The 21,845-nt window shown below is 59.6% G+C and carries 21 protein-coding genes; all 21 read right to left on the bottom strand.

Annotated features, from left to right (window positions below; all coding sequences use genetic code 11):
• Window positions 1-8 precede the first annotated feature (8 nt).
• Window positions 9-2,177 (bottom strand): type IV conjugative transfer system coupling protein TraD, encoded by a 2,169-nt coding sequence (traD, locus tag D8B20_RS20255; RefSeq protein WP_186454478.1) that lies wholly within the window; start codon window positions 2,175-2,177, stop codon window positions 9-11.
• A gap of 173 nt (window positions 2,178-2,350) precedes the next feature.
• Window positions 2,351-3,262 (bottom strand): DUF6012 family protein, encoded by a 912-nt coding sequence (locus D8B20_RS20250; RefSeq protein ID WP_222433875.1) that lies wholly within the window; start codon window positions 3,260-3,262, stop codon window positions 2,351-2,353.
• A gap of 71 nt (window positions 3,263-3,333) precedes the next feature.
• Window positions 3,334-3,861 (bottom strand): hypothetical protein, encoded by a 528-nt coding sequence (locus D8B20_RS20245; RefSeq protein WP_145891730.1) that lies wholly within the window; start codon window positions 3,859-3,861, stop codon window positions 3,334-3,336.
• A 35-nt stretch (window positions 3,862-3,896) separates the two neighbouring features.
• The gene (gene traG, locus D8B20_RS20240) at window positions 3,897-6,767 is read right to left on the bottom strand and encodes a conjugal transfer mating-pair stabilization protein TraG (RefSeq protein WP_145891728.1); all 2,871 of its coding nucleotides are present in this window, start codon (window positions 6,765-6,767) and stop codon (window positions 3,897-3,899) included.
• Window positions 6,767-8,134, bottom strand: coding sequence for a conjugal transfer protein TraH (locus D8B20_RS20235; protein WP_145891726.1), 1,368 nt, complete (start codon window positions 8,132-8,134; stop codon window positions 6,767-6,769). The genes traG and D8B20_RS20235 overlap by 1 nt, the downstream gene beginning before the upstream one ends.
• On the bottom strand, window positions 8,134-8,694 hold the full coding sequence (trbB, locus tag D8B20_RS20230; protein ID WP_145891724.1) for a type-F conjugative transfer system pilin assembly thiol-disulfide isomerase TrbB: 561 nt from the start codon (window positions 8,692-8,694) through the stop codon (window positions 8,134-8,136). Before trbB ends, D8B20_RS20235 begins: the two co-directional genes overlap by 1 nt.
• 2 nt (window positions 8,695-8,696) lie before the next feature.
• Window positions 8,697-9,470 carry a type-F conjugative transfer system pilin assembly protein TraF gene (traF, locus tag D8B20_RS20225; RefSeq protein ID WP_145891721.1) on the bottom strand — a complete coding sequence of 258 codons (774 nt, stop codon included), beginning with the start codon at window positions 9,468-9,470 and terminating at the stop codon, window positions 8,697-8,699.
• Between the two features lie 2 nt (window positions 9,471-9,472).
• The gene (locus D8B20_RS20220) at window positions 9,473-11,317 is read right to left on the bottom strand and encodes a conjugal transfer protein TraN (protein ID WP_145891719.1); all 1,845 of its coding nucleotides are present in this window, start codon (window positions 11,315-11,317) and stop codon (window positions 9,473-9,475) included.
• A gap of 53 nt (window positions 11,318-11,370) precedes the next feature.
• Window positions 11,371-11,811 (bottom strand): type-F conjugative transfer system pilin assembly protein TrbC, encoded by a 441-nt coding sequence (gene trbC, locus D8B20_RS20215; protein WP_145891717.1) that lies wholly within the window; start codon window positions 11,809-11,811, stop codon window positions 11,371-11,373.
• 10 nt (window positions 11,812-11,821) lie between these two features.
• Window positions 11,822-12,826, bottom strand: coding sequence for a conjugal transfer pilus assembly protein TraU (gene traU, locus D8B20_RS20210; protein ID WP_145891715.1), 1,005 nt, complete (start codon window positions 12,824-12,826; stop codon window positions 11,822-11,824).
• Between the two features lies 1 nt (window position 12,827).
• Window positions 12,828-13,619: a DsbA family protein gene (locus D8B20_RS20205; RefSeq protein ID WP_145891713.1), complete on the bottom strand. Its 792-nt coding sequence runs from the start codon at window positions 13,617-13,619 to the stop codon at window positions 12,828-12,830.
• Window positions 13,620-13,630: 11 nt separating this feature from the next.
• The gene (gene traW / locus D8B20_RS20200; RefSeq protein WP_145891711.1) at window positions 13,631-14,281 is read right to left on the bottom strand and encodes a type-F conjugative transfer system protein TraW; all 651 of its coding nucleotides are present in this window, start codon (window positions 14,279-14,281) and stop codon (window positions 13,631-13,633) included.
• A gap of 32 nt (window positions 14,282-14,313) precedes the next feature.
• On the bottom strand, window positions 14,314-14,670 hold the full coding sequence (locus D8B20_RS20195) for a TrbI F-type domain-containing protein (protein WP_145891709.1): 357 nt from the start codon (window positions 14,668-14,670) through the stop codon (window positions 14,314-14,316).
• A gap of 124 nt (window positions 14,671-14,794) precedes the next feature.
• On the bottom strand, window positions 14,795-17,401 hold the full coding sequence (traC, locus tag D8B20_RS20190) for a type IV secretion system protein TraC (protein ID WP_145891706.1): 2,607 nt from the start codon (window positions 17,399-17,401) through the stop codon (window positions 14,795-14,797).
• A 7-nt stretch (window positions 17,402-17,408) separates the two neighbouring features.
• The gene (locus tag D8B20_RS20185) at window positions 17,409-17,960 is read right to left on the bottom strand and encodes a TraV family lipoprotein (RefSeq protein WP_145891705.1); all 552 of its coding nucleotides are present in this window, start codon (window positions 17,958-17,960) and stop codon (window positions 17,409-17,411) included.
• On the bottom strand, window positions 17,953-18,294 hold the full coding sequence (locus D8B20_RS20180; RefSeq protein ID WP_145891703.1) for a hypothetical protein: 342 nt from the start codon (window positions 18,292-18,294) through the stop codon (window positions 17,953-17,955). The genes D8B20_RS20185 and D8B20_RS20180 overlap by 8 nt, the downstream gene beginning before the upstream one ends.
• Entirely contained in the window at window positions 18,291-19,652 is a 1,362-nt protein-coding gene (locus D8B20_RS20175) for a TrbI/VirB10 family protein (RefSeq protein WP_145891701.1), read from the bottom strand. The genes D8B20_RS20180 and D8B20_RS20175 overlap by 4 nt, the downstream gene beginning before the upstream one ends.
• Window positions 19,642-20,367, bottom strand: a complete 726-nt coding sequence (locus D8B20_RS20170) for a TraK domain-containing protein (RefSeq protein WP_145891700.1) — start codon at window positions 20,365-20,367, stop codon at window positions 19,642-19,644. The genes D8B20_RS20175 and D8B20_RS20170 overlap by 11 nt, the downstream gene beginning before the upstream one ends.
• Window positions 20,360-20,932, bottom strand: coding sequence for a TraE/TraK family type IV conjugative transfer system protein (locus D8B20_RS20165; RefSeq protein WP_048786170.1), 573 nt, complete (start codon window positions 20,930-20,932; stop codon window positions 20,360-20,362). Before D8B20_RS20165 ends, D8B20_RS20170 begins: the two co-directional genes overlap by 8 nt.
• A gap of 18 nt (window positions 20,933-20,950) precedes the next feature.
• The gene (gene traL, locus D8B20_RS20160) at window positions 20,951-21,247 is read right to left on the bottom strand and encodes a type IV conjugative transfer system protein TraL (RefSeq protein ID WP_048786172.1); all 297 of its coding nucleotides are present in this window, start codon (window positions 21,245-21,247) and stop codon (window positions 20,951-20,953) included.
• A gap of 9 nt (window positions 21,248-21,256) precedes the next feature.
• Window positions 21,257-21,586 carry a type IV conjugative transfer system pilin TraA gene (locus D8B20_RS20155; protein ID WP_145891699.1) on the bottom strand — a complete coding sequence of 110 codons (330 nt, stop codon included), beginning with the start codon at window positions 21,584-21,586 and terminating at the stop codon, window positions 21,257-21,259.
• Window positions 21,587-21,845: the final 259 nt, after the last annotated feature.

Raw genomic sequence — 21,845 nt, 5'->3', positions numbered from 1 at the left:
GATGTACCTCAGAAACGATCGTCAGGGTCGAAGTCGCGATGTTTAACAATGTCCACCTGCTGCAGGGGGTTCTCCGCTGCGGGCTGCGCGGGGGGCGTCGGTGCGGCTGGCGCCGGCGCTGCAGGAGCGGCTGGATTTGCGGGCGGCGGTAGTGCCGTTACGCGCCCGCCAGCTTCAACCGATGCTGCCTGTGCAGATGATGAGGATGCCGCTTCCGCAGGTGCCGTAGCGTTGTCCGCGGGCGCCGCAGCGCCCTGCGAACCTGCCGCAGGCACGGAATTCCCGGCGTTCTGTTCCTCTGCAGGGGCTGCCGCTTCAGTCGCGTCACCGAACAGCCTCCCGACAATCTGGCCGGCCTGGTTGTCTGCGGTTTCGCCCGCAAGCGTGGCCTCGATATGCGGGTCAAACACGTCCTCGACGTCGCGCGGGATGCGCCCTTCAGCAATTTCTCGGTAGGATTTCCAGGGCAGCTTCATGCGCACCACCGGCCACTCGCCCGGCAGGGTGATGTAGCACTCCAGGTCGTTGAGGCTCTGCACGTCGGAATAGCTGACGAGGAACTCATTCACCTCGTCTTTGGAGAACTGCACGCCGTCGCGGATGATGTCGATGCCGTAGCTGTACTGGTCTTTGAATTTCTTGTGTCGCTGCTCGCCGATTTCCTTCTGCACCCAGTCCGCGATCGAGCCGCTGGGCGCGCGGTAAAATACGCGGGTATTCAGCAGGTCCCAGATGGATTTGGCCGCATTGGTGCCGTAGGTTTCTTCCAGCTGCGGGAAGTTCTGCAGGCCGGCGACGGTACAGCCGCCGAACTTGCGGCCCTCGGCGCAGAACTCCGGCAGAATGGGCAGCTTGAGCAGGGACGGCAGCTCGTCCAGGAAAATCCAGATGCGGCGGTTCCGGTCGGCCCTGAGCCCGAGGATGCCGGACATGGTCATGTAGAGCCACGCGCTCAGCAGCGGCTTCAGCGCATTGTGGTTCTGGCCGTCACTGGAGATAAAAATCCACGGGTTATCGCCGCTTGCGTCCTCGGTGTGCAGCCAGTCGCGAATGTTGAACGGCCGGCGGCCATCCTGATCGAGGCCCTGCAGGTAGCGCAGCGAGCGGACGTAGGTGGTCAGAATGGTGCGGATGGTCATCGCGGTTTTCTCGATGCTGCCGTCCACCAGGTTCGCCGCGTCCGTACCCTCCAGAAACGCGCGCAGGTCCGCCAGGCTGATGGACATCAGCTTTTTCAGCAGCTCGCCGATGCTGCGGTCCTTTTCACGGGCCATGCGCCGCGCGGTGGCCACAAACAGCGAGCGCGCCGACAGCACCCAGAACGGATCGCTGCTGCCGCTGCTGTCGGGCAGCAGGGAGGTCGCGAAGTTCTCAAAGTCACCCACCGTCTTGCACTCTTCCCACAGGTCCCAGAACGGGCAGCGCAGGTCGAAAGGGTTGAGGATTTTGTCTTTGTCCTGCCGGTAAAAGGTGGGAATGAAGTTGTTCCCTTTGTCGTACACGATGACGCGATCGCCGCGCTCGCGCAGCTGGCGCAGCAGGTCGTTCAGGGCGGTACTCTTGCCCGACCCGACGGTGCCGTGGAAGCCGAAATTCTGCATCTCAGAGTCTTTCAGGATGTGCAGACCGCAGATACTGAGCGGAGACATCACGCCAGCCTTTTTAAGCAGGCGGTTCACAACAGAAGGGCTCGTCGCCAGTATGCGGCCGCCGGTGAGTTCGCTCTCGCGCTGCTTTGCGCCCTTACTACCCAGAAACCAGGTAATGCCGAGAATGGCGGCAACAAAGCAGAATGTCGCAATGCCCCAGCCGTAAAATGCGGCGTCTTTAACGCTTTCGCCCATCTGCACGAAATACGGATCGTTCATCACCTGCTGAGCAGTGTGCTTAAACGCCACCACCTCGCCGTTGGGTCGCTCAAAGTGAAAGGTCCAGCCGCTTTTAGAATTTCCGCCGGAGAATTTCGACAGAGGCATGACAAACCACTTAACCAGCCAGTAGGCGCTGCCGTGAATGAACTCCTGCATGGTAAGGCGCAGCAGCATCCAGCTGAAAAATACCAGTGCTGAAAACAGCACGACCCAGTAGGAGGCGATATTCATGATCTGCACAAACATGCCGATCATGTATTTCATCACCTGGCCGCCCTGGGTAAAGTCGCGGGCGTTGAGGCTCATGGAAAGTCCTTTATGTGGAAACAGAGACAGGCGCACAGGGCTGCGGGCAGGCGAAAGCCAGACAGAAAGCTGCGCGGAATTTAGTTACGGTGCGAACGTGCCCGGATGGGCTGACGTGATGTTCCGCCTCCTCCGCCAGACGCAGGGCGCGTCAGGCTGTGCGGCGGGCGGTATCAGCTCACGGAAACGCGAAACAGAGGCTGATTAATCTGGTACTCAACAAACTGCTTGTCAGCCTCGCTCAGCGCCTGGAAGTGCGCGGAGAAGCGGCGGATGCTGTTCATCAGGTTGGTGGTATTGGTAAAAAATAGCGGGCAGACCGCGCGAACCTCCTGCAGCACGGGCTGGATTATCGCGGTGAACGCGTCGCGCTTTCCCTCTTCCGTCAGGTCGCTTTCGATAAGATCCTCATGCTCCGTCACCGGGCAGACGGTCACGCCCGGATAGGCATAAAGCACGCGCAGCGTGTCCGCATATTCCCGTACGGTGCAGTCAAACGCGTCTTCCAGCGCCGGCAGCCGGTCGTTGCTGCGGGTAGGCGTCAGCAGGCGTTCGGGCTCGACGGTGGTGGCGGTGAAGTATTCCGTCTGCTGCCGGATAATCCCGGCCGCGTCCGCAAGGCGCCAGATTGCCGGCTCGCGCTCGGACGGCCTGTCGCCGGCGCAGACGCTCAGGCGCGGCTGACACGCCGCCGGGTTCCAGTTTTTAGTCAGGTCCGGCGCTTTATCCCGGAAAGGTGTGTTGAAAACCCCGCTCCAGAGATGAATCACATCGGTAGCCGCATCGTCAGCGCCCACAATGTGCATGTGTACGCGGTGCGTGGAGACTTCACCCTGCACGGCCCAGCGCGTAATGACGGTAATATCCGTGACGGTTTTATCCGTGTTCAGCAGAATCCCGTACACGGCCTTGCGCCCTTTTTTACGGCAGACGTAATGCAGCCGTTTATTGGGCGCAGGGAACCGAACGGTTATATCTTTTTCATTCTGCAGATGCAGGCCTAACTCAGGAACTTCTACGTCAATTAAGTCAACAGAGACATCGGAGTAATTAAGAAAAAAGGAGGGCGTTAAATGAATAAGCATCATCACCTCGAAATTGAAATTAGGGCTAACAGCCCTGATAAAAATCAGAGCCGTTAAGATTTACTGCGGGGCTATTTAATGGACTTTTCTTTTATAGCGCTGATAACACCGAACAGGCTTGCAAGTTGATACCTTGACATATCGAAATTGAACGCCAGTGCAATAAGCACTGTGGAGAGTACAGTCACCACTGCCAGCGCTATAACATTCCAAATAGTAAATAGGGCTAAGAGGCCGGCCACAAATACTGACGCTAACCAAACCGCATAATACACTTTCATTTTTTTACAGCAAATCCTGACTATTTCGAACCGCTCCTGAGCGCCTTCAGGTAATAAAGAAAAAAATTGGCTATATCCGCTTATAAAAATGGATATAAAAACCCAGAAGAAAAATGATAAAAAACCCAAAAACATCCAAATGTTTTTAATGAATACATCTGCGAACGGGCAGGCCAGAAAGAAAGTAAAATAAACCCCCGCCGGTAGCAGGCCATACTTAACCGTAGAAAAGATAGAAGGAACCTTGTTACTTGAGTTAACCATCTCTTCCGAAATAATCCTTACTTCACTTTTAATCTTTTCATAAGTAATAGTCATTAATTACCTCTGCCAGAATATCATTAAAAGCAATGCTATTTTTTATTGCGCCGCTCATCGTAAAACTCCTTTGCTTCAGCATTTCTTTTGAGCATATCATTGGCCTCTTTAGGGAGCCAATTACCCTGTGCTTTATCAGCTGCCGCCTTTTCATGCTGGTAATTTTGTCCTGCTCGGTTAAATTCGCTTTCTCTGGCATTCGCCCCTGTCTGAGTCTGTACCTCGCCTGCCCTTAGCTCATTTTCCGCTTGATTAGCTCTTTCATTAACAACATTTTGCTGGGATGCAACCTCCGAGCCTACATTAGTACGGATATTGTTTCTGGCAACGCCCGCTTCAATACTTTGGTTTGCGCTGTTATACGCCCCCCCGAACTGGGCGCCTGCTGTATTTGCCGGTGAGCCCATCCCTTCACCCGTGCTTCCTGAATTTCGCGCGTAGTCTCCGTCAATGCGTCCCTGCAGCTTCTCTGCGAAGAACTCCTGAACCAGACCGTCACGCTGCTTCTGAACGCCTTCATCGGACGTATTGGTAAGAATGGTTTCGGCATTCCCCGGCGATCGCCTCTGCGCCCACTCCACAAACTGCTGAGTGTAGTTGTCACGCGCGCCTGCGCTGAGCGTTTCCGTTTCAGAGGCCATTTTCTGCAGTTCATGCGTATGCGACTGGCTGGCGGTGTACTGCGCGTATTTGCTGTCAGACGTGGTGATACTGGAAGAGATCTGGTTCATCAGGCCGGACGCATTGTTATCGACGTGCTGACCGTTATAGGTAGTGCTGTAGTTACGCAGCACATCCATACCCTGACTGAAGTCCTGAGACTCGCGTGCAGAGATAGTTTGCGAATTATCTTTCCCATTTTGCCCGCCTTGTGTCGTTGAAGAAGAGGAACCTGTGCGTTCTGTTCCTTCAACCCCAGCATGCAAATCTCCTTTTGCTGAAGCTCCAGTAACCCATTGACCAGCTTTACCCCATAGGGCTTTGCTTGAATCAATACCGACTTGGCCACGAACACCTTCATTAAGCTGTAAATTTCGACTCTTATCTTCAAGTTCCGAATATGCCTCATTCAGGCTGATATGGTTACGGGTCGCATAGTCCTGCGCCACGTTCTGCATTTTGTTCACGCGCTCGGCATCGGTGATGCTCATGCCGGTTGAAGCGGACAGCGTTTTCGAATCGCTGTTGCCGAACTGCTCATGAAACTGTTTAAGCTGCGAGCCGGTTTCCTGCACCGAGTGGTTGTAGCCCTGCGCCGCCATTTCGGTCTGCGCCATGCTGTCGCGCACCGAGCGCTGCGCGGCACTCGCCAGGTTACGATCAAGGTGCAGATCCACCGGCAGGCGGCTGGTTGCGCCGGAGGCGTCATACACCGTCTGCCCGTCCTGCGTCATCGTACGCATGGCGCTGTTGCCCAGCTGCACGGAGGTGTTGCCCTCACGATAAGCGCGGTTCAGGTCCGTTTTGTGCCCGTTGATGTTGTCGAGCTGCACGTTGCCCACGCTCACGTTGCCCGACGCCACCGCGCCGGAGTCTGCGGCCGAGGCGCTGCTGAGGGCGCTGCCGAGGCTGGAGCTGAGGCTCGCAAAGCCCTGACCGAGCCCGGTGAACAGGCGAAAGGCCAGGAACGGTATCGAGAGCATCAGCCAGCCGGCAATGCCCGCCGTGGTGGTGCTGGTTTCCATCAGGCGGTTCATGTTGGAAAGCGTCGGGCCAGTGGCGTGAAAACTGTTCTGCGTGCTGTAGTTCACCGCAAAGTTAAAGATGGCGAACATCACCGGCCACAGCATCAGGCTGCCCATAAAGTTCAGGTAGCTTTTGATCACCGGCCAGGCAATCTCCCGCACGTACAGCGCCAGCACCATCACCGGGAAGATGCAGACGCAGAACAGCAGCAGCACCGTGTGCAGCTGCGGCAGCACCTCCGTCGCAATGGTGTAGCTGACCGCGTGCGACAGGCGCAGCTTCATCAGCGACTGCTCGGACGCGATGTCCACCATCGAGGCGGTGTCGTTCATGCCCTTCACGTAGCTGTTCAGCCCGCGACGCAGGCCTGCGATAGCGATGTTCTGCATCATGATGGCCTGCGCCGACTTGCTGCTGCCGAGGAAATATTCATAGGACCCCGCCAGCTGCTCGGCGTAGACCGTCTGCGGCGCGTTGTTGCCCGGCAGCATGCGGGCCGCGTGGGCCATGAACGTGCTGCCGGTGTTGTTGCTCTCCGCCGACAGCAGGTTTTTCAGGCGCGGCGCGGCGTCGCGGCAGACCATAAACGTGGTGCCGGTCGCGTCCCGCCAGTAGATGGCGCGCAGCGGGCTCGGGTTGCTAAAGATCTGCGCCTGTACGTCTTCAGACTCCATGACGTCCTGCATGCTGTATTTGTGGTTCAGCATGATGTCCGGCACCACGCAGTTCTTCGCGTATTCCCCCATGTTGTAGGCGAGCACCGGGTTGCGGCTGTCGATGGCGAAGCTGTCCTGCAGCAGCTTGCTCGCGAACAGCATGCCGGTTTTGGTGTAGGACCGCTCGTCCGGGAAGTGAAAGGTATCTTCATACGTAGTCGTGAGCGTGTAGCCCACGCCGGTGACCAGATTCAGCGGCAGGGCCAGCCCCGCCGGCACGTTATCCACCCGCCCGATGGTGTCCGGGGCGGTCAGATCGTTGACCACCACCGTGACCTTCGGCGTCAGCAGCAGGGCGGTGACCAGCACGAACGTCATTCCCCAGCCGAACATCGCCGTCATGTTGTGTGTGCGCAGGTAGGTCATCACGCAGAAGGCGATGCCCAGCATCTCCGCCACCCAGATGGTGCTTTTCCAGCCGCCGTTCTCCATCACGGTTGCCACTGCGTTAAGCCCCATTGTGATCATGCCGCCGGAGCTGACTACCCAGATATCAAGCGCCATCAGTTACTCCCGAATTGATAGTTCGACAGCACGCTGTCGGAAACGGATGAAGAGAGCTGCTGGCGCGTTTCGGACAGGCTGCGGTCATACTCCGCCAGCCCGTTCTGCTGCACCTGGATGCGTGCAACGCGCTGGCTCAGCTCGTTGCGCACCTGGCGCAGGTTCTCGCGAAAGTGCTTGTTCTCTTCCTCGGTATCGAGCGTGCCTGCCGCCCCGCTCGCGGCCACGTCGATGAGGCCGTTGATGTAGGACATCACCATATCTGCCGCGATGTACTCCGCCAGGCTGCTGACCACGCTCTGATCCATGCCCACCGACGCGGAGTCGATGGTGTAGCGCAGGATGCGCACGCGGGTGCTGCTGATAAGCGCCTTTTCGTTGTCGTTAAGCGCCGTATCGGTGCGGCTTTTATCGAAGATGTCGTTGAGCATGTCCCGCACCCGGCCGGTCATGCCCTCATCTTCCGAGAGCGTCAGCTCTGCGATAGTCGGCGACAGGCAGGTAGTGTTGTCGTTGCAGCGGTAAATTTTCTCGGTCCCGCCGTTCAGGAGCGTGTTGAACATCGACTCGCTGCCTCCGCGCGGCTGCAGAAACGTCGGGTTGCCGTTCGCGTCATAAATCACCGTGCCGACCATCGACATAATGAATTCCTTCAGCGCGCGATCGTTGCTGAAGAACTGATTGAGCTTCGTGAACGTGTCCCACGTCAGGTTGCGGTTGCGCGGGATGCGCTTTTTCTCTTCGTCAGTCGCCTTGTCGAACACGCTGTTCGTCTCCCCGCCCACGCCGCAGCCCTGCCGGGACGCCGCCCAGTCAGAGAACACGTCGTGCTTGGTGCCGAGGTCCTGACAGATTTGCGAGCTGGCCGCCTGGGTTTTTGGCCACAGGCCGCCAACGATCGACTGCGCGGCCTGGCAGGTGGAGATGTTCATGTTATTGGTGTCCGCCGCGAGCTTCTGCAGGTAGTCCTTCACGGCTTTACACTGCGGACAGATGGTTTCGAGCCCGAGGTCAAAGGCGTAGCCTGCGGCGTTGCTCAGGATCTGCTTGCCCATGATTTTGATGCTGTCGCTGTTGATGAAGCTGAACGAGCCCAGATAGGCGTCGATGCCGCCGCAGCCCGACTTGATGTCCGGGAGCGTCACCGAAATCAGCTGGATGTTGCGCACCGGCGTGCGGATAAAGAGGTTACCGCCGGTCAGGTAGCCCGCTGACTGCCCCTGCCAGGCGGCCGCCTGGGTGTAGTTACCGCCGCCGCCGCCCATGTCGTTAAAGAACTTGTTGATGTCGTTCTGCACGTTCGCGTTCGCGGCAGCGGAGAACAGCAGGCCGGCCGCCATACCGGCACGCAGCGCAAACTTACTCATCACAGCACCCCCAGCCGCACGGCCAGTGCAAAAGATTCGTCCAGACGCTGCTTCAGCGCCTCCTCACTCATTTCTCCCTGCGACAGCGGGATCGTTACCAGCGACTGCGTGTTAATAATGAAGTCGGTGGGGGTCGCCTGCGGCAGCTCCGCGAAGAAGTCCTTCAGGATGCCGTCGTTCACCGGCATGACCTTCGGGAACACCGCGTCGCCCTTGCCGTCAAAGCTGTAGACGAACACGCCGATGCCGGTCTGCTCGGATACTGACTTCAGGGTTGGGTTGAAGCGGTGGCAGTACGGGCAGTCGGAGCGGACGAAGTGCACGATCTGCCAGTGGCCCACGTCCACGCGGCGCCCGTCACTCAGGTGATACCAGACCGGCTTTGCGGGAGCCGGCTGCGCGTCTGCAGCAGGTGAACTTTGTGCCGGCTCACTTTCCTGTTCAGCGGGTGTGTCTGCGCCCGCTTTCGCCTGCTCCAGGCGGGCAATGTCGTCAATGGTGCTCGCGGTGGCCAGCACCGGCGTGAGCATCAGCAGTACGGCAAAGAGTCTTGAAATCATGATTAATCCTCGGGCTGGAAGTCGGTAACGATGTTGAGCATGCGGCGCGCCAGGTCGTCCTGGGTGATGAACCCGTAGGCCAGCGGCTGGTATTTTTTCGTGCGCGGCTCGACCAGGTAGATGGCCGGGAAGTGTTCTATCTTCATCTTTTCCGCCTGACCGGCGTTCTGCCGGGTATCCGGCAGGTCCGGGCTGGCGCGGCCGTCCACGGTCACGGGGATAACGGTCAGGCCGTACTGTTCGCTGAACTCCTTCACCACGTCGCCGAGCCGGTTATCCAGCGGCTCGTTACCGCGATAGAAGAAGAACACCCCGTAGCGCTGGTTCACGTAGCGGATGGCCGCCTGCTGTTTCTGACGCTGTTCGGTGTACTGAATGTTTGCAGTGCCGTTGTAAAACGGGTGCTTCAGGCTGTAGTCCAGCTCCGGGTTATCCAGCAGCACCTTTTCCCAGCGCGAGGCAAACATGCTGGCCTGATTGACCATCCAGTCCTGAACGATTTTGTAGCGCCGGATATTTTCGGTAGAGGGGTGCAGCATCGCCTCGTTCATCAGGTTGTCGCGAAACGCCTGCAGGCGTTTCATCTTCTGCGTGGGCGTCTCCTGCGGCGCAGCGGGCGTCGGCGCCGGCTGCTCTTCCTCGTCCTTTTTTTCCGGCTCGTTGTACCAGTACCAGCCGACCGCCGGATCGTAGTTGTAGCCGTCGGGCTTTTTTTCCTCTGCCGCGTGCAGCGGCGATACCGCCAGCAGCAGCGCGAGGCCGATGAGTTTTCTCACGCTTAGTCTCCTGATTTGAGGCTGTTCTGGATGTCGGAGGTGATGCGCTGGTTCAGCGCGTCCTGGTCGGGCAGTTTGATGTTGCTGTTCAGGTCGTCATAGAAGTCGCTGAAGTCGATGTGATCGAACTTAATGCCCTGCAGCTCGGCGACCTTTATTCCCCGGCAGTCCGGGCTTTCACCGGAGCCGAAGCTGATGCCCAGCTGATCGCGGCGCCCCTGCTCCTGCACGATGCGGGCAAGCTTGCTGTCGAACACGCAGTAGCCCTCTTTCTGCTGCAGGCAGACCCCGAGCACCTTTTTCGAACAGTACGAGCCGACCTTCACGACCAGCTTTTTCTCCTTGCCGGTGCCGATCTCCTTCTCCTCGGTGTTGCAGTGCGCCAGCCCCGCGCTCTGCCCCCAGCCGCCGCTTTTACAGCAGTTGCTGAAGCCTGCCGCGCTCTTGCGGCAGGCCATCGCCTTGCCCGTGAACGCCGTCACCTGGTTCGGGTCCATGCCCGCGAAGTCCTTACCCGCCGCCGCGAGCGCGGCCAGCTGGGACACGGCGGCTTCAAAGTTCTGGTTCTGGCCCGCCTGCATCGCCGAGCAGCTGCCGTCCGAGCAGTAAAACTCCGAGCCGCAGACGTAGCCGGTGCTTTTGACGGTGTGCGCGCACTGGTAGGTCAGCTGGCTGTACACGCAGAGGTTGCCGATTTTCTGTGTGCAGGTGCGCGTGCCTTCGCTGCAGTTCGGGTTGTCGATGTAGGCCCGGCAGGTGTTGGTGTCGTCTTCAAACACGTTCCACTGCGTGGTGTAGCCCCAGCAGTCGCTGTAAAGGCTGTAGGCCTTTCCTCCTACTGTGACCGACCGGGTGCCGCCCGGGTCGCTGCAGACCTCGCTCATCTTCACCGCGTCGCCCATATCGGCCGGACAGCTGTTGGTCCATTCGATGCCCGCCGTGACCGTGTCGCGCACCGCCTGCATGGGAAACGTGATGCGCAGCACCTGCGTGCCGTTCGCAAGAGAATTCATAGTGCCGTCGCGGCCGGACTCGTAGTGACCGTCGGTGTTATAGCGAAACAGCACGCTGATAACCTGCCCCTGCGTGACCTTCTGGGCCGGAATGCTCAGGGTGCCGGAATAGTTGATTTTGGTTCGTATCGTCTGCCCGAAGGCCTGAATGGAGTAGTCCAGGCGGCTTCCGTGGTAGCTGGGCTCTCTCGGGTAAAGAAACTCCCAGGTGCCGCTGCTGATGGTGCCGTCTTCCGGCACGACAAAGTCATACTGCATCCACCAGTTGTCCAGCTTCCTGCCGGTAACGTCGCGGGCGTTGAGCACCAGCTGCGTGCCATACTCCTCGTACGATCCGGTCGTCACGATGGTGGCCTTACGCGTACACGACTGCGAGAGCGGAGTGGCCATTTCACAGCGGTGCGTGGTCCAGGTGGTTTTGTTCAGCTCCTGCGCCACGCACTGGCTGCCGTTCACGCCGGTAATGGCATTGGCGTTTTCCCGGATTTCGTCGCTGTACTTCATCATGTCCGAGTCGTAGCTGAGCTTGTCCGCCGGGTTATTCACGTAGGATTCGCGCGCGGTCTGGCCGAGGTCGGACCCGCTCAGCTCCGTCTGCCCTTTCACGTCAATGTTTGAGGACGTCTGTGTCGGGCCGCTGTAGTAGCCGCGCTGCGGCGCGTCTGCGCTGTAGTTGTCGAAGTAGCCGTTCGGATCGGCGCTGGTCGTGCCGTCTGCTGATTTGCCGGCGTTAATGCCTTCCTGGTTGGAGGCGTCCATTGATGCCGCCAGGACGCTGGCTGACAGACAGCTCAGCAGCAGCCCCTGCAGCAGGGAGCGGGTGGCTTGTTTCATGAAAGTTTCCGGGAAGAATTAAGGATGCCCGCCGCAGCGGGCAGCGGGGTCGGTCAGGACTTCTTGCGGCAGTCGCCGCGCGTCTCGATCATGCTCAGCGCCTGATTCAGCGCGACGTTGCCGTACACGATGTCGAAGCGGTCGCCGCACTTCTTCACCAGCGCCGGCACCTGCTTCACCCCGTAACGGTCAAAGCGCACCGGATCTATCTGCACGCCGCGCACTTTGTAGGTGCTGACCATGTACATCATGTACTTCGCGGTCTGCTCCATGCTGTCGCCAACCAGCCCCCGGAAGTAGACCGGAATGTCCCGGGCTTCGGCCGCCTTCATCAGAATGGCCATCTCCTTTTCGGGCACGGAGGCCGACAGGAAGTAAGCCGTCTCGTTTTCCGTGCTGCCGACCTGCGTGCCCTGCGGCGCGTCCTCCGCCTGCGCGGTCAGCGCCGCCGTCAGCCCGGCGGCAAGCCACAGCGTGTTGCGTATGTTCCTCATGAGTCCTCGCTTAAAGCACAACGCAGTTGCGCTTTTTCCAGATGAGATAGCCGTAGTTCTTTTTGGTAGTGGGCATTTCCTTTCCGGTCTGCCACAGCATCACGTTGCGCCCGAAGGGATGACACGACGCCACGTCCGGGATGGTGTTCACCATCTGATAGCGGTAGCGACTTTTCGGCATGATCGCGGACGGATACTCGTAGCAGACGGCGGTGTTCTGCGGCACGGTGTCCAGGATGAGTCCCTCGCGGTGCAGCTTGAAGTCCATGCGCTCGGAGAGCAGCGCTCCGCTGTTGAGCCCGCTCGACTCGTTCACGATGTTGCCCGTGAACGGGTACATCGAGCCGTGCGAGCCCGCGCACCAGAACAGCGCATCAATTGGCTTGCTCACGCCCGCCGCCACCGCGTCCGCTGCGCAGGCCATCTGCGCAACCGGGTTCGCAAACAGCATCACCTCCGGATTCAGGAACAGCGCCAGGTTGTCGTTCTGCCAGGTCGGGTCCAGCTCTGAGAGGTAGCCGATGTCGTACTCCCCGCCCTGCATGCACATTTCGGAAGTGATAATGTTGAGCCAGGAGATCAACGGGTATTTGTACCAGTGGACGTGATAGAAGGTGCCCGGGTGCTCGTTCGCCGCTTTCGTGCCGGTGCCGGTCCCGGTGTTCGGGATGTTAATGTTGAAGCCGCCCATGTTCACCATGCAGCCGGGCGAGCGCGTCACGTCAGTCATCGCAAATGGCTCCCAGAAGCCAATCGCGATGCCCGGGCGCTCAAAAATGGGCGGCGGCGCCGGACAGAACTGAATGGGCGATGACGGGTTTTCGGTATCCGGCAGCGATCCGGCTGAAACCTGCACGCTGCCAATGCTCATCGGGAACAGGCACTCCCAGCACACGTCGGTGATGGGGTTAACCCAGCGCCCCTCGCAGGTCAGGGACGTCTTGCCGTTGTCAGCGGCAAACGCCGGCTGGCAGACCCACACCGCAAGCGCCAGTAAAACCGTGCGCCAGGCCATATCAGCCTCCTTTCTTCACGCCGCCGCGCGCTTTTTCCACCGCCGCCTGCAGCGCCTGCAGGTCAGTCGCCCCCGGGATAACGCTGACGTTCTCAGCGGTTGCACCCGTCACCGGCATGACGAAGAAGGCGGGCGTGCCCTGAATACCGAGGCTGCGGGCCAGCTGATTGTTTTTCTCCAGCGCCGCGCCCATCGCCTCGACCTCTTCTTTCGGCGTTGTGGTCACGCCCGCCTTCACCGCCGCCTGGCGGATGTCTTCATCCAGCAGCTTCCCTTCGTTGTGGCCGGTCGCGTAGAGCGCGGCGTGGTAGCGGTGATACGCCTCTGCGCCGCCTTTGCTGTACACAGACAGGCCAACTTTCGCCGCCTGTACCGATGCGGGCCAGCGGCTGCCGAAAATCGGCCACTCTTTATAGATGAAGCGCACGTTCGGGTTCTGGCTGATGAACTGCTCCACGGTCGGGGCGACCTTCGCGCAGTAGATGCACTGGTAGTCAAAGAACTGGATGACCGCGACGTCGCCCTTTGGGTGCAGCACCGGTGAGGTCGGATCGTTCAGCAGCCCGCCCTGCTCCTTCAGCGCCGCGCCGGCGGCGGAGGCCATCTGTTTTTCCTGCGACTGCGCCTGCAGCTTCTGGCTCATCTCAATCAGGATTTCCGGGTGGGCGCGCAGGTAATCTGCTGCGATTTCGCCGATCTGCGCCTTTTGCGCATCGCTAAAGGCGTCGTCAGCGGCAATCGCGTGACCGGTCAGGCTCAGCGTCAGCGCGGCGGAGAGGATGTGCTTTTTCATGTCTGGCTCCGTTAGCGGTCGTGAAGACCGAATTCAGTAATAAGGAAGAGTTTCTGTCCGGGCGCCTGCTTCACCTCCGCAGGCACCTGCGTGATGCCGAACTTTTTCGTGATGCTGCCGGTCTGGTCGAACCAGACCCGGCTGCCGAGGGCCTCTGCGCTGTCGCGCACGTTGCCGCTGACCAGGATGACGCGGGAGGTCGTGGTGTGCGGCACCTGCTGCTTCATCCAGGCAATCTGCCGGTCGTCGTCGGCGTCGATGAAGTAAAGCGTCTCGTCAAACACCGGGATAACGTCAAACGGGTTCACCACCTGGCCTTTGTGCGCGAACACCACGCCGTTCTGGTCGGCAATGTCGCGCTGCACCGTGAAAGACGGGTCAAACAGGCGGCTGTGCGTCTCGCGCGCGGTGCTTATTCCCGGCACCGGCGGCGGGCGCATCGCCTCGTCTTCGGCCTTTTTCTGCAGGTCCCGCTCGATGTCGGCCTGCGACCGGCCGGCAAAATGCTCTTTCAGATTGTCTTTCAGGACCGCGATCAGGTTGCGCTCGCGGATGTCCCAGGTATCGCCGTACGTGCCCAGCTCAGCCGCGCCCGCCTGCAGGCTGAGCATGGCGAGCAGCGCGCCGGCGACTGCGCGCGCCAGCGGAGTTGCATGTGTCATCGGGAGGCTCCCGTTGGGGTGATCGGACAGGGTTACTGCTGCGGGTTACCGGCCTTCATCAGCTCGGCGAGGCGCGCCTGAATCTCCGGGGTTGCGTCCGGCAGGCCGGTGACCACAGCAGGGCTCACCAGAATGGCCGCACCGTGTTCGCTGGCGTATTCCGCCGTTGCAGTGGTGACGCTGCGGTCAAAGCGCGTCAGCAGCGCCTTACGCTGATCGTCGGTCAGGTCGAGCTTTGCGGTCTGGCGGATAAGGGCGTTGGTCGTGCCCTTCATGTCAAAGGTGACCAGCGCCGGCGGCTTCAGCCAGAGAGACCAGGCGGCCGCGCACGCGCCCACGCTGATCAATATGGATGCTGCGATACAGGCTGCGCTCTGTTTTAAGTCCATTTCTGACTCCTTTGCAGGGGATAGGTGGAGATGGGTTCCTCGCCTGGTCAGTCCAGGTAGTGCAACAGGAGGACAGTGCCCACCATGACAAAATAAATAACCATGAATTTCAATAGCTTAGGGTTCAAAGTTGCATCTCCCGCAGCATATGGATGATGTCGCGCTTGTGCGCGTCGTTATCGGCCATCTCAAACAGGATGTCCTTGATGTCCGCGCCCTCGCGCAGGCGTTTCTCGCGGTAGGTAAAGTCCTCGCCTTTGGAAGAAAACAGCCCGTCGCTCAGCGGATCGAGAATGAGGCGGTGGAAACTGGAGAATTCGCCCACGCTCAGCAGGAACGAGCTGTAGCGCGCCTTTTTCGCCGGCGGAAACTTCCTGATCATCTCCCACTCCAGCTCGCTGAAGGCGTGCGGCTCCTCCTTCTGGAAGGTGGTGAACGATTTGGCGTCCTGCATACAGGTAAACTTGAACGAGCTGTTGTCGTAGGCCGCAAGCGCCGCCGTGGACAGGTTTTTATCGCGTATCGCCTGGGTCACCGTACCGTAGGAGCCGTTGTGACGGCGGGCGGTGCGGTAACCCTCCTCGATGAAGTCTTTAATCTTGGTGCTCGATCCGCCCAGCAGCTTCCAGCCCTCGTCGATGATGTTCATCTTCCGCATGCTGCGCGGCGTGGTGTACATCATGTTCTCGTTCCAGATCATGATGGTGAAGAGAATGGCCGACAGCAGGTCCTGCTGCTTGCGCAGGTCGCCCAGCTCGGTGACCACGAACTGCAGGTCAGGCTTCAGGGTCGGCTCAGAGGAGTTAAAGAACTTCCCGTAGATGCCTGTGATGCTGTACTTGCCGAGCAGCGTGGTGATTTCGTCAATGCGCCCGCCAATCAGCGAGGAATGCTCACGGGTAATCGCGCCCTGCTGCTTTTTGAGATACTCAATGACGTGGTCAATACGCATGTCCTGCTGATAATGAGGCCAGGACTCGGTAATGGCCTCCAGAATCAGCGATTCGTGCACCTCGTCCAGCAGGCCGTTGGGGCTCGCCAGAATGCACAGCTGATCGCGGATGCGCTCGGCGGCAAGCGTAATATCCGTAACGTTCGCAAACGGGTTAAAGCGCAGCGAGTCACCGTTAATGTAGGTGCCGCCGAGGCTGCTGCAGGCCGCCTTGTAGGAGTCCCCGATGTCCTGCACCGCCACCGTCCCGCCCTTGTCCAGCACCGAGCGCGCAATCGAGTTCGCCAGTACCGACTTGCCGGCGCCGGAGGTGCCGGACATAAACCAGTTAAAGTTGGTATTCGGCAGGCTCTCGTCAAACACGTCGATAAAGGCGACCTGGTTGCGGTAGCTCGGGATGAGAATGCCCGAGGCGCACAGCTTGTTGTCGCCTATGACCGGCATCAGGTTCACCGCGTGAAATGACTCCGAGCGCTGAATGCCGCCGGTCTTGCGGCAGTCGGCGCGCAGCTTTTTGTTCACCATCGCAAACGGCAGCGTGGCCAGCAGGTTGCGCAGCTGCATAAAGTCGGCGCGCACGAAGCGCAGCCCCTGCGCGGCGAAGGCATTACGCGTCTTTTCGGTGTAGCGGGACGTCAGGTCATCGTCGTCCGGGCAGAACAGCGTAATGCCGTAGAAGTAGCTCGTGAGCGACGTCTGATTGGACAGCAGCCGCGCGCGGGCGTCTTTCCACTCGGCGTGCTGGCGCGTCGTTGACGGAATGTACTTGGCGTAACTGGTGTTCACGCGCGAATCCAGCGCGAGAAAGCGGCTGTTCGCCTCGCCCTGGCTTTTCATCTGCTCTTCGGTCGTCAGCACCATCGTGCAGATAAACGGGCAGGGAATGCCGTTGGTCGGCGACATCAGATCCTGAAAAATATTGCCGTTCTGCCACAGGTAATGTTCCTGGGGATTGTTGTCGAGGTTCAGGTTAACCATTCGCGCGGCAAATGGCTTACTGTCTCTGTCGCTGCCCTCGATGCGGATATGCGAGGGCTTCACCCGCCAGGAGGTGGTGCGGTCCACGAACTGCGTGCTGAGGTCAGCCGCCGGATCGTATTCGCTGTCGTAGCGCTCAAGCCGCGCCGGATCGTGGTTAAAGAACTCGCGCAACACGCTGCTGAACTCGCTGACGCCGATGGCCTCAGACCAGATGTCAGCGGCATTGAGTGCGTTCAGCAGGTTGCGCCGTACGTCACGTACGCGGATCAGGTCGGTCTCAGAGAGGTTTTTAACCGGCATGCCCCAGACAAAAAACAGCCGGTAGTCGCGCAGGGTCAGCGGATGGTCAAGGCCGTTGCTGTAGGTGTAGCGCGCCCCATTCAGGTAAAAGCGGGCGGTGACGTCGTTACACTCGTCCGCCCGGTGCCCTTTCCAGGCGAAGTTTTTCAGGCCATGCTCAACCTGCTCTTTCACCGCCCGGGAAGAAACCAGCATCACCTGCAGCGGAACGTCGCGGGGAGCAACGTCGCGCAGCAGATACTCCAGGCTTTCGGCCAGCTTCTCGTTGGCGCCAATCAGCGGCTGTGACTCGATCACGAAGCCCACCGACTCCTTGTTCACCCAGATCTGACTTTCGCTGTCATAGTCCCGGTAAGGCAGCAGGTCGCGGATGTGCGGGTAGTCCATGTCCTGCAGCTTCTGGCGCGTCTCGTTCGTGGTGTCCCGCTCGTCCAGAATGCCCGCCACCGTCTCCACCACGTTAAGTGGATCAAAGCGGAAGCCTTTCAGAAATTTCATGCGGACCTCACATCAGAATGCCGTTCCAGTCGCCGTGACTGGAGACGCTGTAGATGACCTCGCCCATATGGACGTTGTTGTCGGGGGAGACGTACGGCGCTATCCAGATGCGCGCCACGCCGTCAGGGCGCCGGAACGCGGCGGCCGGCTCCGGGAAGCAGTGCGCCGCGCTGCAATATGCAGTCTGGTTTGCTGTCGTGCGCAGCACGCCGTTTTCGCGTGTAAACGGGCGTACCTCGCCGGATGACGCCACGCGCACCGGGATGCCCTCGCTCAGGCCGCCGCGACCCGCCTGCGCGTCGGTCTGCGGGTCCAGCCGGATGGTGCCGGTGTCGATCAGGCGGTAGTCGTCCAGGCGAATGCCCGCGCCGGTGAAGCCGTTCGGCGCAGACGCTGACGGGGCGTTACCGCTGCTGCCGGCGGACATATCGTCGGCCTGCGACATCCAGACCCCGGAGTCTTTAGCGGGTTTGTCGAACTCAAAGTCGCTGTTCATGCCCGCGCAGCCGCTCAGAACCAGCGCCAGCGCGCAGACGGATAAAGCATGTGACTTAATCATGGGGCTCTCCGTTGAGATCAGAAATTTCGGTAAAGTCGATAAAGAGGTCGCCGTTTTTCCCGTGGGTCCCGAGCCGTGACAGCATATTCAGGGCAAAGGCGTCACCGGGAGCAACTTCCAGCAGGCGGCGCAGCGTTTCCCCGAACAGGGCAACGTAGCCGTCGTCCGGGATGAGGCCGGGCTTGCAGTAGAGCTTCTTCACGCCAAACCCCAGCGCCTGCAGACCCGGAATGCGCGCGTCGGCCTCGCGACCGAAGCAGCTCACCGTCCTTTCGGTAAAAACCATCCAGCCGCAGTGCTCAGCGTGACGAAGCCGGATTTTTTCAGCCGTCATTGCGCCACGCCCTGCGGGGTCGTGCCCCTCGCCTGTCCGCCGTTAGTCGGGGTGACGAAGTCATTCATATTGAGGCGGGTGGCGTCGCCGAGTTTGCCCACGAGATCCGGCGGCAGGCCGCTGTTGCCCTGTTCCCGTGTTTGCGTGTCCGGCTGCTGCCCGCCCGAGCGCTGCTGCTCTTTCGCGAGCTTCGCGGCTTCTTCATCTTCAATGAACTTCGCGCGGAAGCCTTCGATAAACACCACCTCTACGCGATTCGCCGCGCCGATCGGGATAATCGGGTGATACTGCTCGGCCCGCTCGATGTAGTAGTCGGCCAGCTTGTCCGCCGCCTTGCCCACGCCACCGCCGATGGCGCCGCGCGCCACGTCTCCGCCGCTGACCGTGCTGGTTGCGCCGATGCCGGTTACCGTCTGGCCAACCTGCGAGGCGCTCTGTCCCAGCCCGCCCAGCGCACCGGCAGTAAAGGCCAGTCCCAGAATTTTGCCGTTGCGCATCACCGGCACGCCCTTGATGCCGTTCTTGCCGTAAAAGGCGACGTGCCCTTTCACCGCCTGATCGATGTGCTTGCCGTCGATGATGCAGGACAGGCGCTGCAGCTGAACGATGGCCCGCTCGCTGGAGATGTCGCCATAGGCTGCGGCCGTTACGAAGCAGTTATCAAAGCGGTCGAATTTGTTGTTGCCAGGCAGGTGCGCTTTTCCCTTGAGCTTGAACTGCATCGGCACAAGGTTGTTCTCGCCGCGCACCGAGGCGTTGGCGTCGGCCCCCTCGATCACGATGGCGTCAGAGAACGTGCCGGTCGGCACCCAGAACGAGGTGTCTTTCGCTTTCGGCTCAAACTGCGAGTAGTCAAACGTCTGGTTGTCGATCTGACCCGTCTGCACCGGTGCGGGGGCAAAGGAGTATTCCGTGCGCGGTGGCGTGTAGCCTGCGCTCGCGCCCTGCTGGCCGGACGGCGCGGTCTTTGACTTATCCTGCTGGTTTTTCAGCTGCTCCATCAGGTCAGATACATTCTGCTGCAGGGACTTGTTGTTGTTCATCACGTCAGACATCTGGTCCCTTAGTGACTTGAAGTCTTTCTGCATGGAGGCGAGCTGTTCCCGCGCTTCTTTCTCGCGGTTCTGTGCGCTGACCAGCAGTGAGCCCTGTCCCGAGCCGTCAAACGTATTCACCACCCCGCCGCCGGTCAGATCCGGTTCGGCGGCAACACTGTCGGGCTTATCAGCTTTTTTTACTGAATGGCCGGACACGCCCCTGTTAGCCAGGTACAGGCCGCCGATAATCACGGCAGCAGCGGCCAGAATGATGGCAAACAGCCGGCGCTGTTTGCTGCGGACCAGGCTGTTAAGGTTCATCCGGGCCTCCTTTCGTGCGGAACACCGTCACGACAGAGACTTTTGCGCCCGGCTCCAGCACGTCAAGCTGCGGATGAAACGCCACCGCCATTACGCCCAGGCTCCAGAAATAGCGTTCGCTCAGGCGAATACGCTGCGAGGAGAGGCTGGTAATATCGGTACGCACGATGCGGACCCGGTCGCCCTGCCAGGCTGTCACCGGTCGCAGTGCAAAGGCGCTTTTCACCGACTCGCTCACCGGCACGTCGGTGTTTTTACTCAGCACGTAGCCTGTCGGCTTGCGGTTGGTGATGAACCTTCCCACCAGGCCGCTGATAAGCGCGCTGTATGTGTCCTGCTTCTGCTCGTACTCCCGCGCCTCCTCCGTGCCCTTCACCTCGCGGTTATCCACCGTCAGGCTCAGGCCGGCGCGCCTGCCCGGGGTCGCCTGCACCGAGAAGGCAAAGCCGGATGCGGTCTGCACGAACATGGTGAACGGCTTGTCGGTCAGGGTGGAAAACACAACCGCGCCTTCTGGCGTCGGGGATTTGGCGCTCAGCACGCCCTGCGCCGCCTGCACGCTGAGGATGCGGTCATCGTTCACACGCAGGTAGTTCGGGTTGGTGTTGCTCACCGCCGCGCTGACGCGCGCGCCGGGGTTGAGCGTCAGCTGTTCGGCGCGGGCGCCAAACGCCGTCAGCAGCGCTACGGCGCTGAGTAGCAGGGATTTACGCATCGGGAACCTCCAGGAAAGCGCTCCAGCAGAGACGGTTGTTTCGGGTATCGGTGCGCAGGCGGTAGTGCTTCTTCACCGGGCTCGCGTCGTGCAGTCCGTAGCTCAGCTGCAGATCGCCTGACACATCAACGATGCCCTTATCCGGCCATACGCTGACGTCTTTCGGGTAGAACACCGAGCCGCCGCTGTTACCCTTCACGCGTGAGGCTTCGTCCGCCAGCACGCCCTTCAGGGACTTCTCTGCGCCGTCGCAGGCACCTGCCAGCAGCATTTCGTGGCTGGCGTCTGCGTTGCTGTCGGAAATGTTGAGGCGCAGGTTCATCCACGCCAGCGCCATCAGGCGCAGGTAGCGGGCGTCGCCGCGCTCGCCGGTAAAACTGAACGGCGTATCCGCGCCGTAGGGAATAACAATGGTCTGTCGGTTATTAACGAGCTGATTCATCAGCGCCCGGTTATCGCCGTAAATGCGCCAGCTAAGCGCCAGCGCGAGGATTGTGATAACGAGCAGCACCAGAATAGCCACGGCCATATTGCGGTTTCCCGCCGAACGCAGCTTTAATTCCATGTTGTCTCCGGAGGGGGGTCAGGCGACCCAGTGCCGTTTGTAGCTGTCAGGCAGGATGCTGATAAAGAAGCGCATCACTGATGTAGGCAGGCACCAGTACGCCAGGTTGAGAAGATACTGAGAACCGCGGCCTTTCTTGAGATGACGAATTCCAACCACGGCGGCTAAGAGCGTGGGGCCGAAAATCCACATGTTGAGGAAGATAGCCAGCAGTGCCAGTGGCACGTACAGGCAGAACTCATCAGGTGGCAGCCCCACGAACCGCTTTTGCTCGGAAAACGTAGCCGCAAAGGTATACCGGTCACGTTTACCCATTAGCGCGCGTTAAGACGGGATGATGCCGAAGGCAACGTTGATAAACACCATGACTGCGGCGATGCCGCCAAACATGGCCAGGTTCTTGGTTTTCACATAGGTAAACACGGCAGCGATGATTTCGAGGATATACAGAATCCATACAACTGTACTTCCAGATCCGAACGTATCGTTAATCGTAGTTTTCCCGTTTGCGAAAAGGTCTTCCGCGTGGGCTGGCATAGCAGCAGCTGCCAGGATCGCCATTCCAGTGAACAGAGCAGGTTTGTTTGCTTTGCTCCACGCTACCGCCCCTGCCTTACGGCAGTAATTTACACACGAAGAGAGAGTGCCCTTCATAGGAATTTTCCTCAGTTAGGGATATAATGGTTAGTTGGTTGAACTATCGTCTTTCACTGCCTGTATGGTCTTAAGTCAAATTACAAGCTTACTGGTAACGCCTCCTTTACATATTTGTGGTCTGGTAACAGAAACTTACGTTTTCCTTACTGGCTGACGTTTTTTTACGCTCCTGGATCACACACTTCAATATAAGTTATTGATCTTACTGATCAATTTCATTTATCGCTATGGTTAGTATTTTCGCTCATCTCACTAA

It is taken from the genome of Candidatus Pantoea soli (assembly GCF_007833795.1).
GTDB lineage: Bacteria > Pseudomonadota > Gammaproteobacteria > Enterobacterales > Enterobacteriaceae > Pantoea > Pantoea soli.
This window is presented reverse-complemented; position numbering and strand designations above follow the sequence as displayed.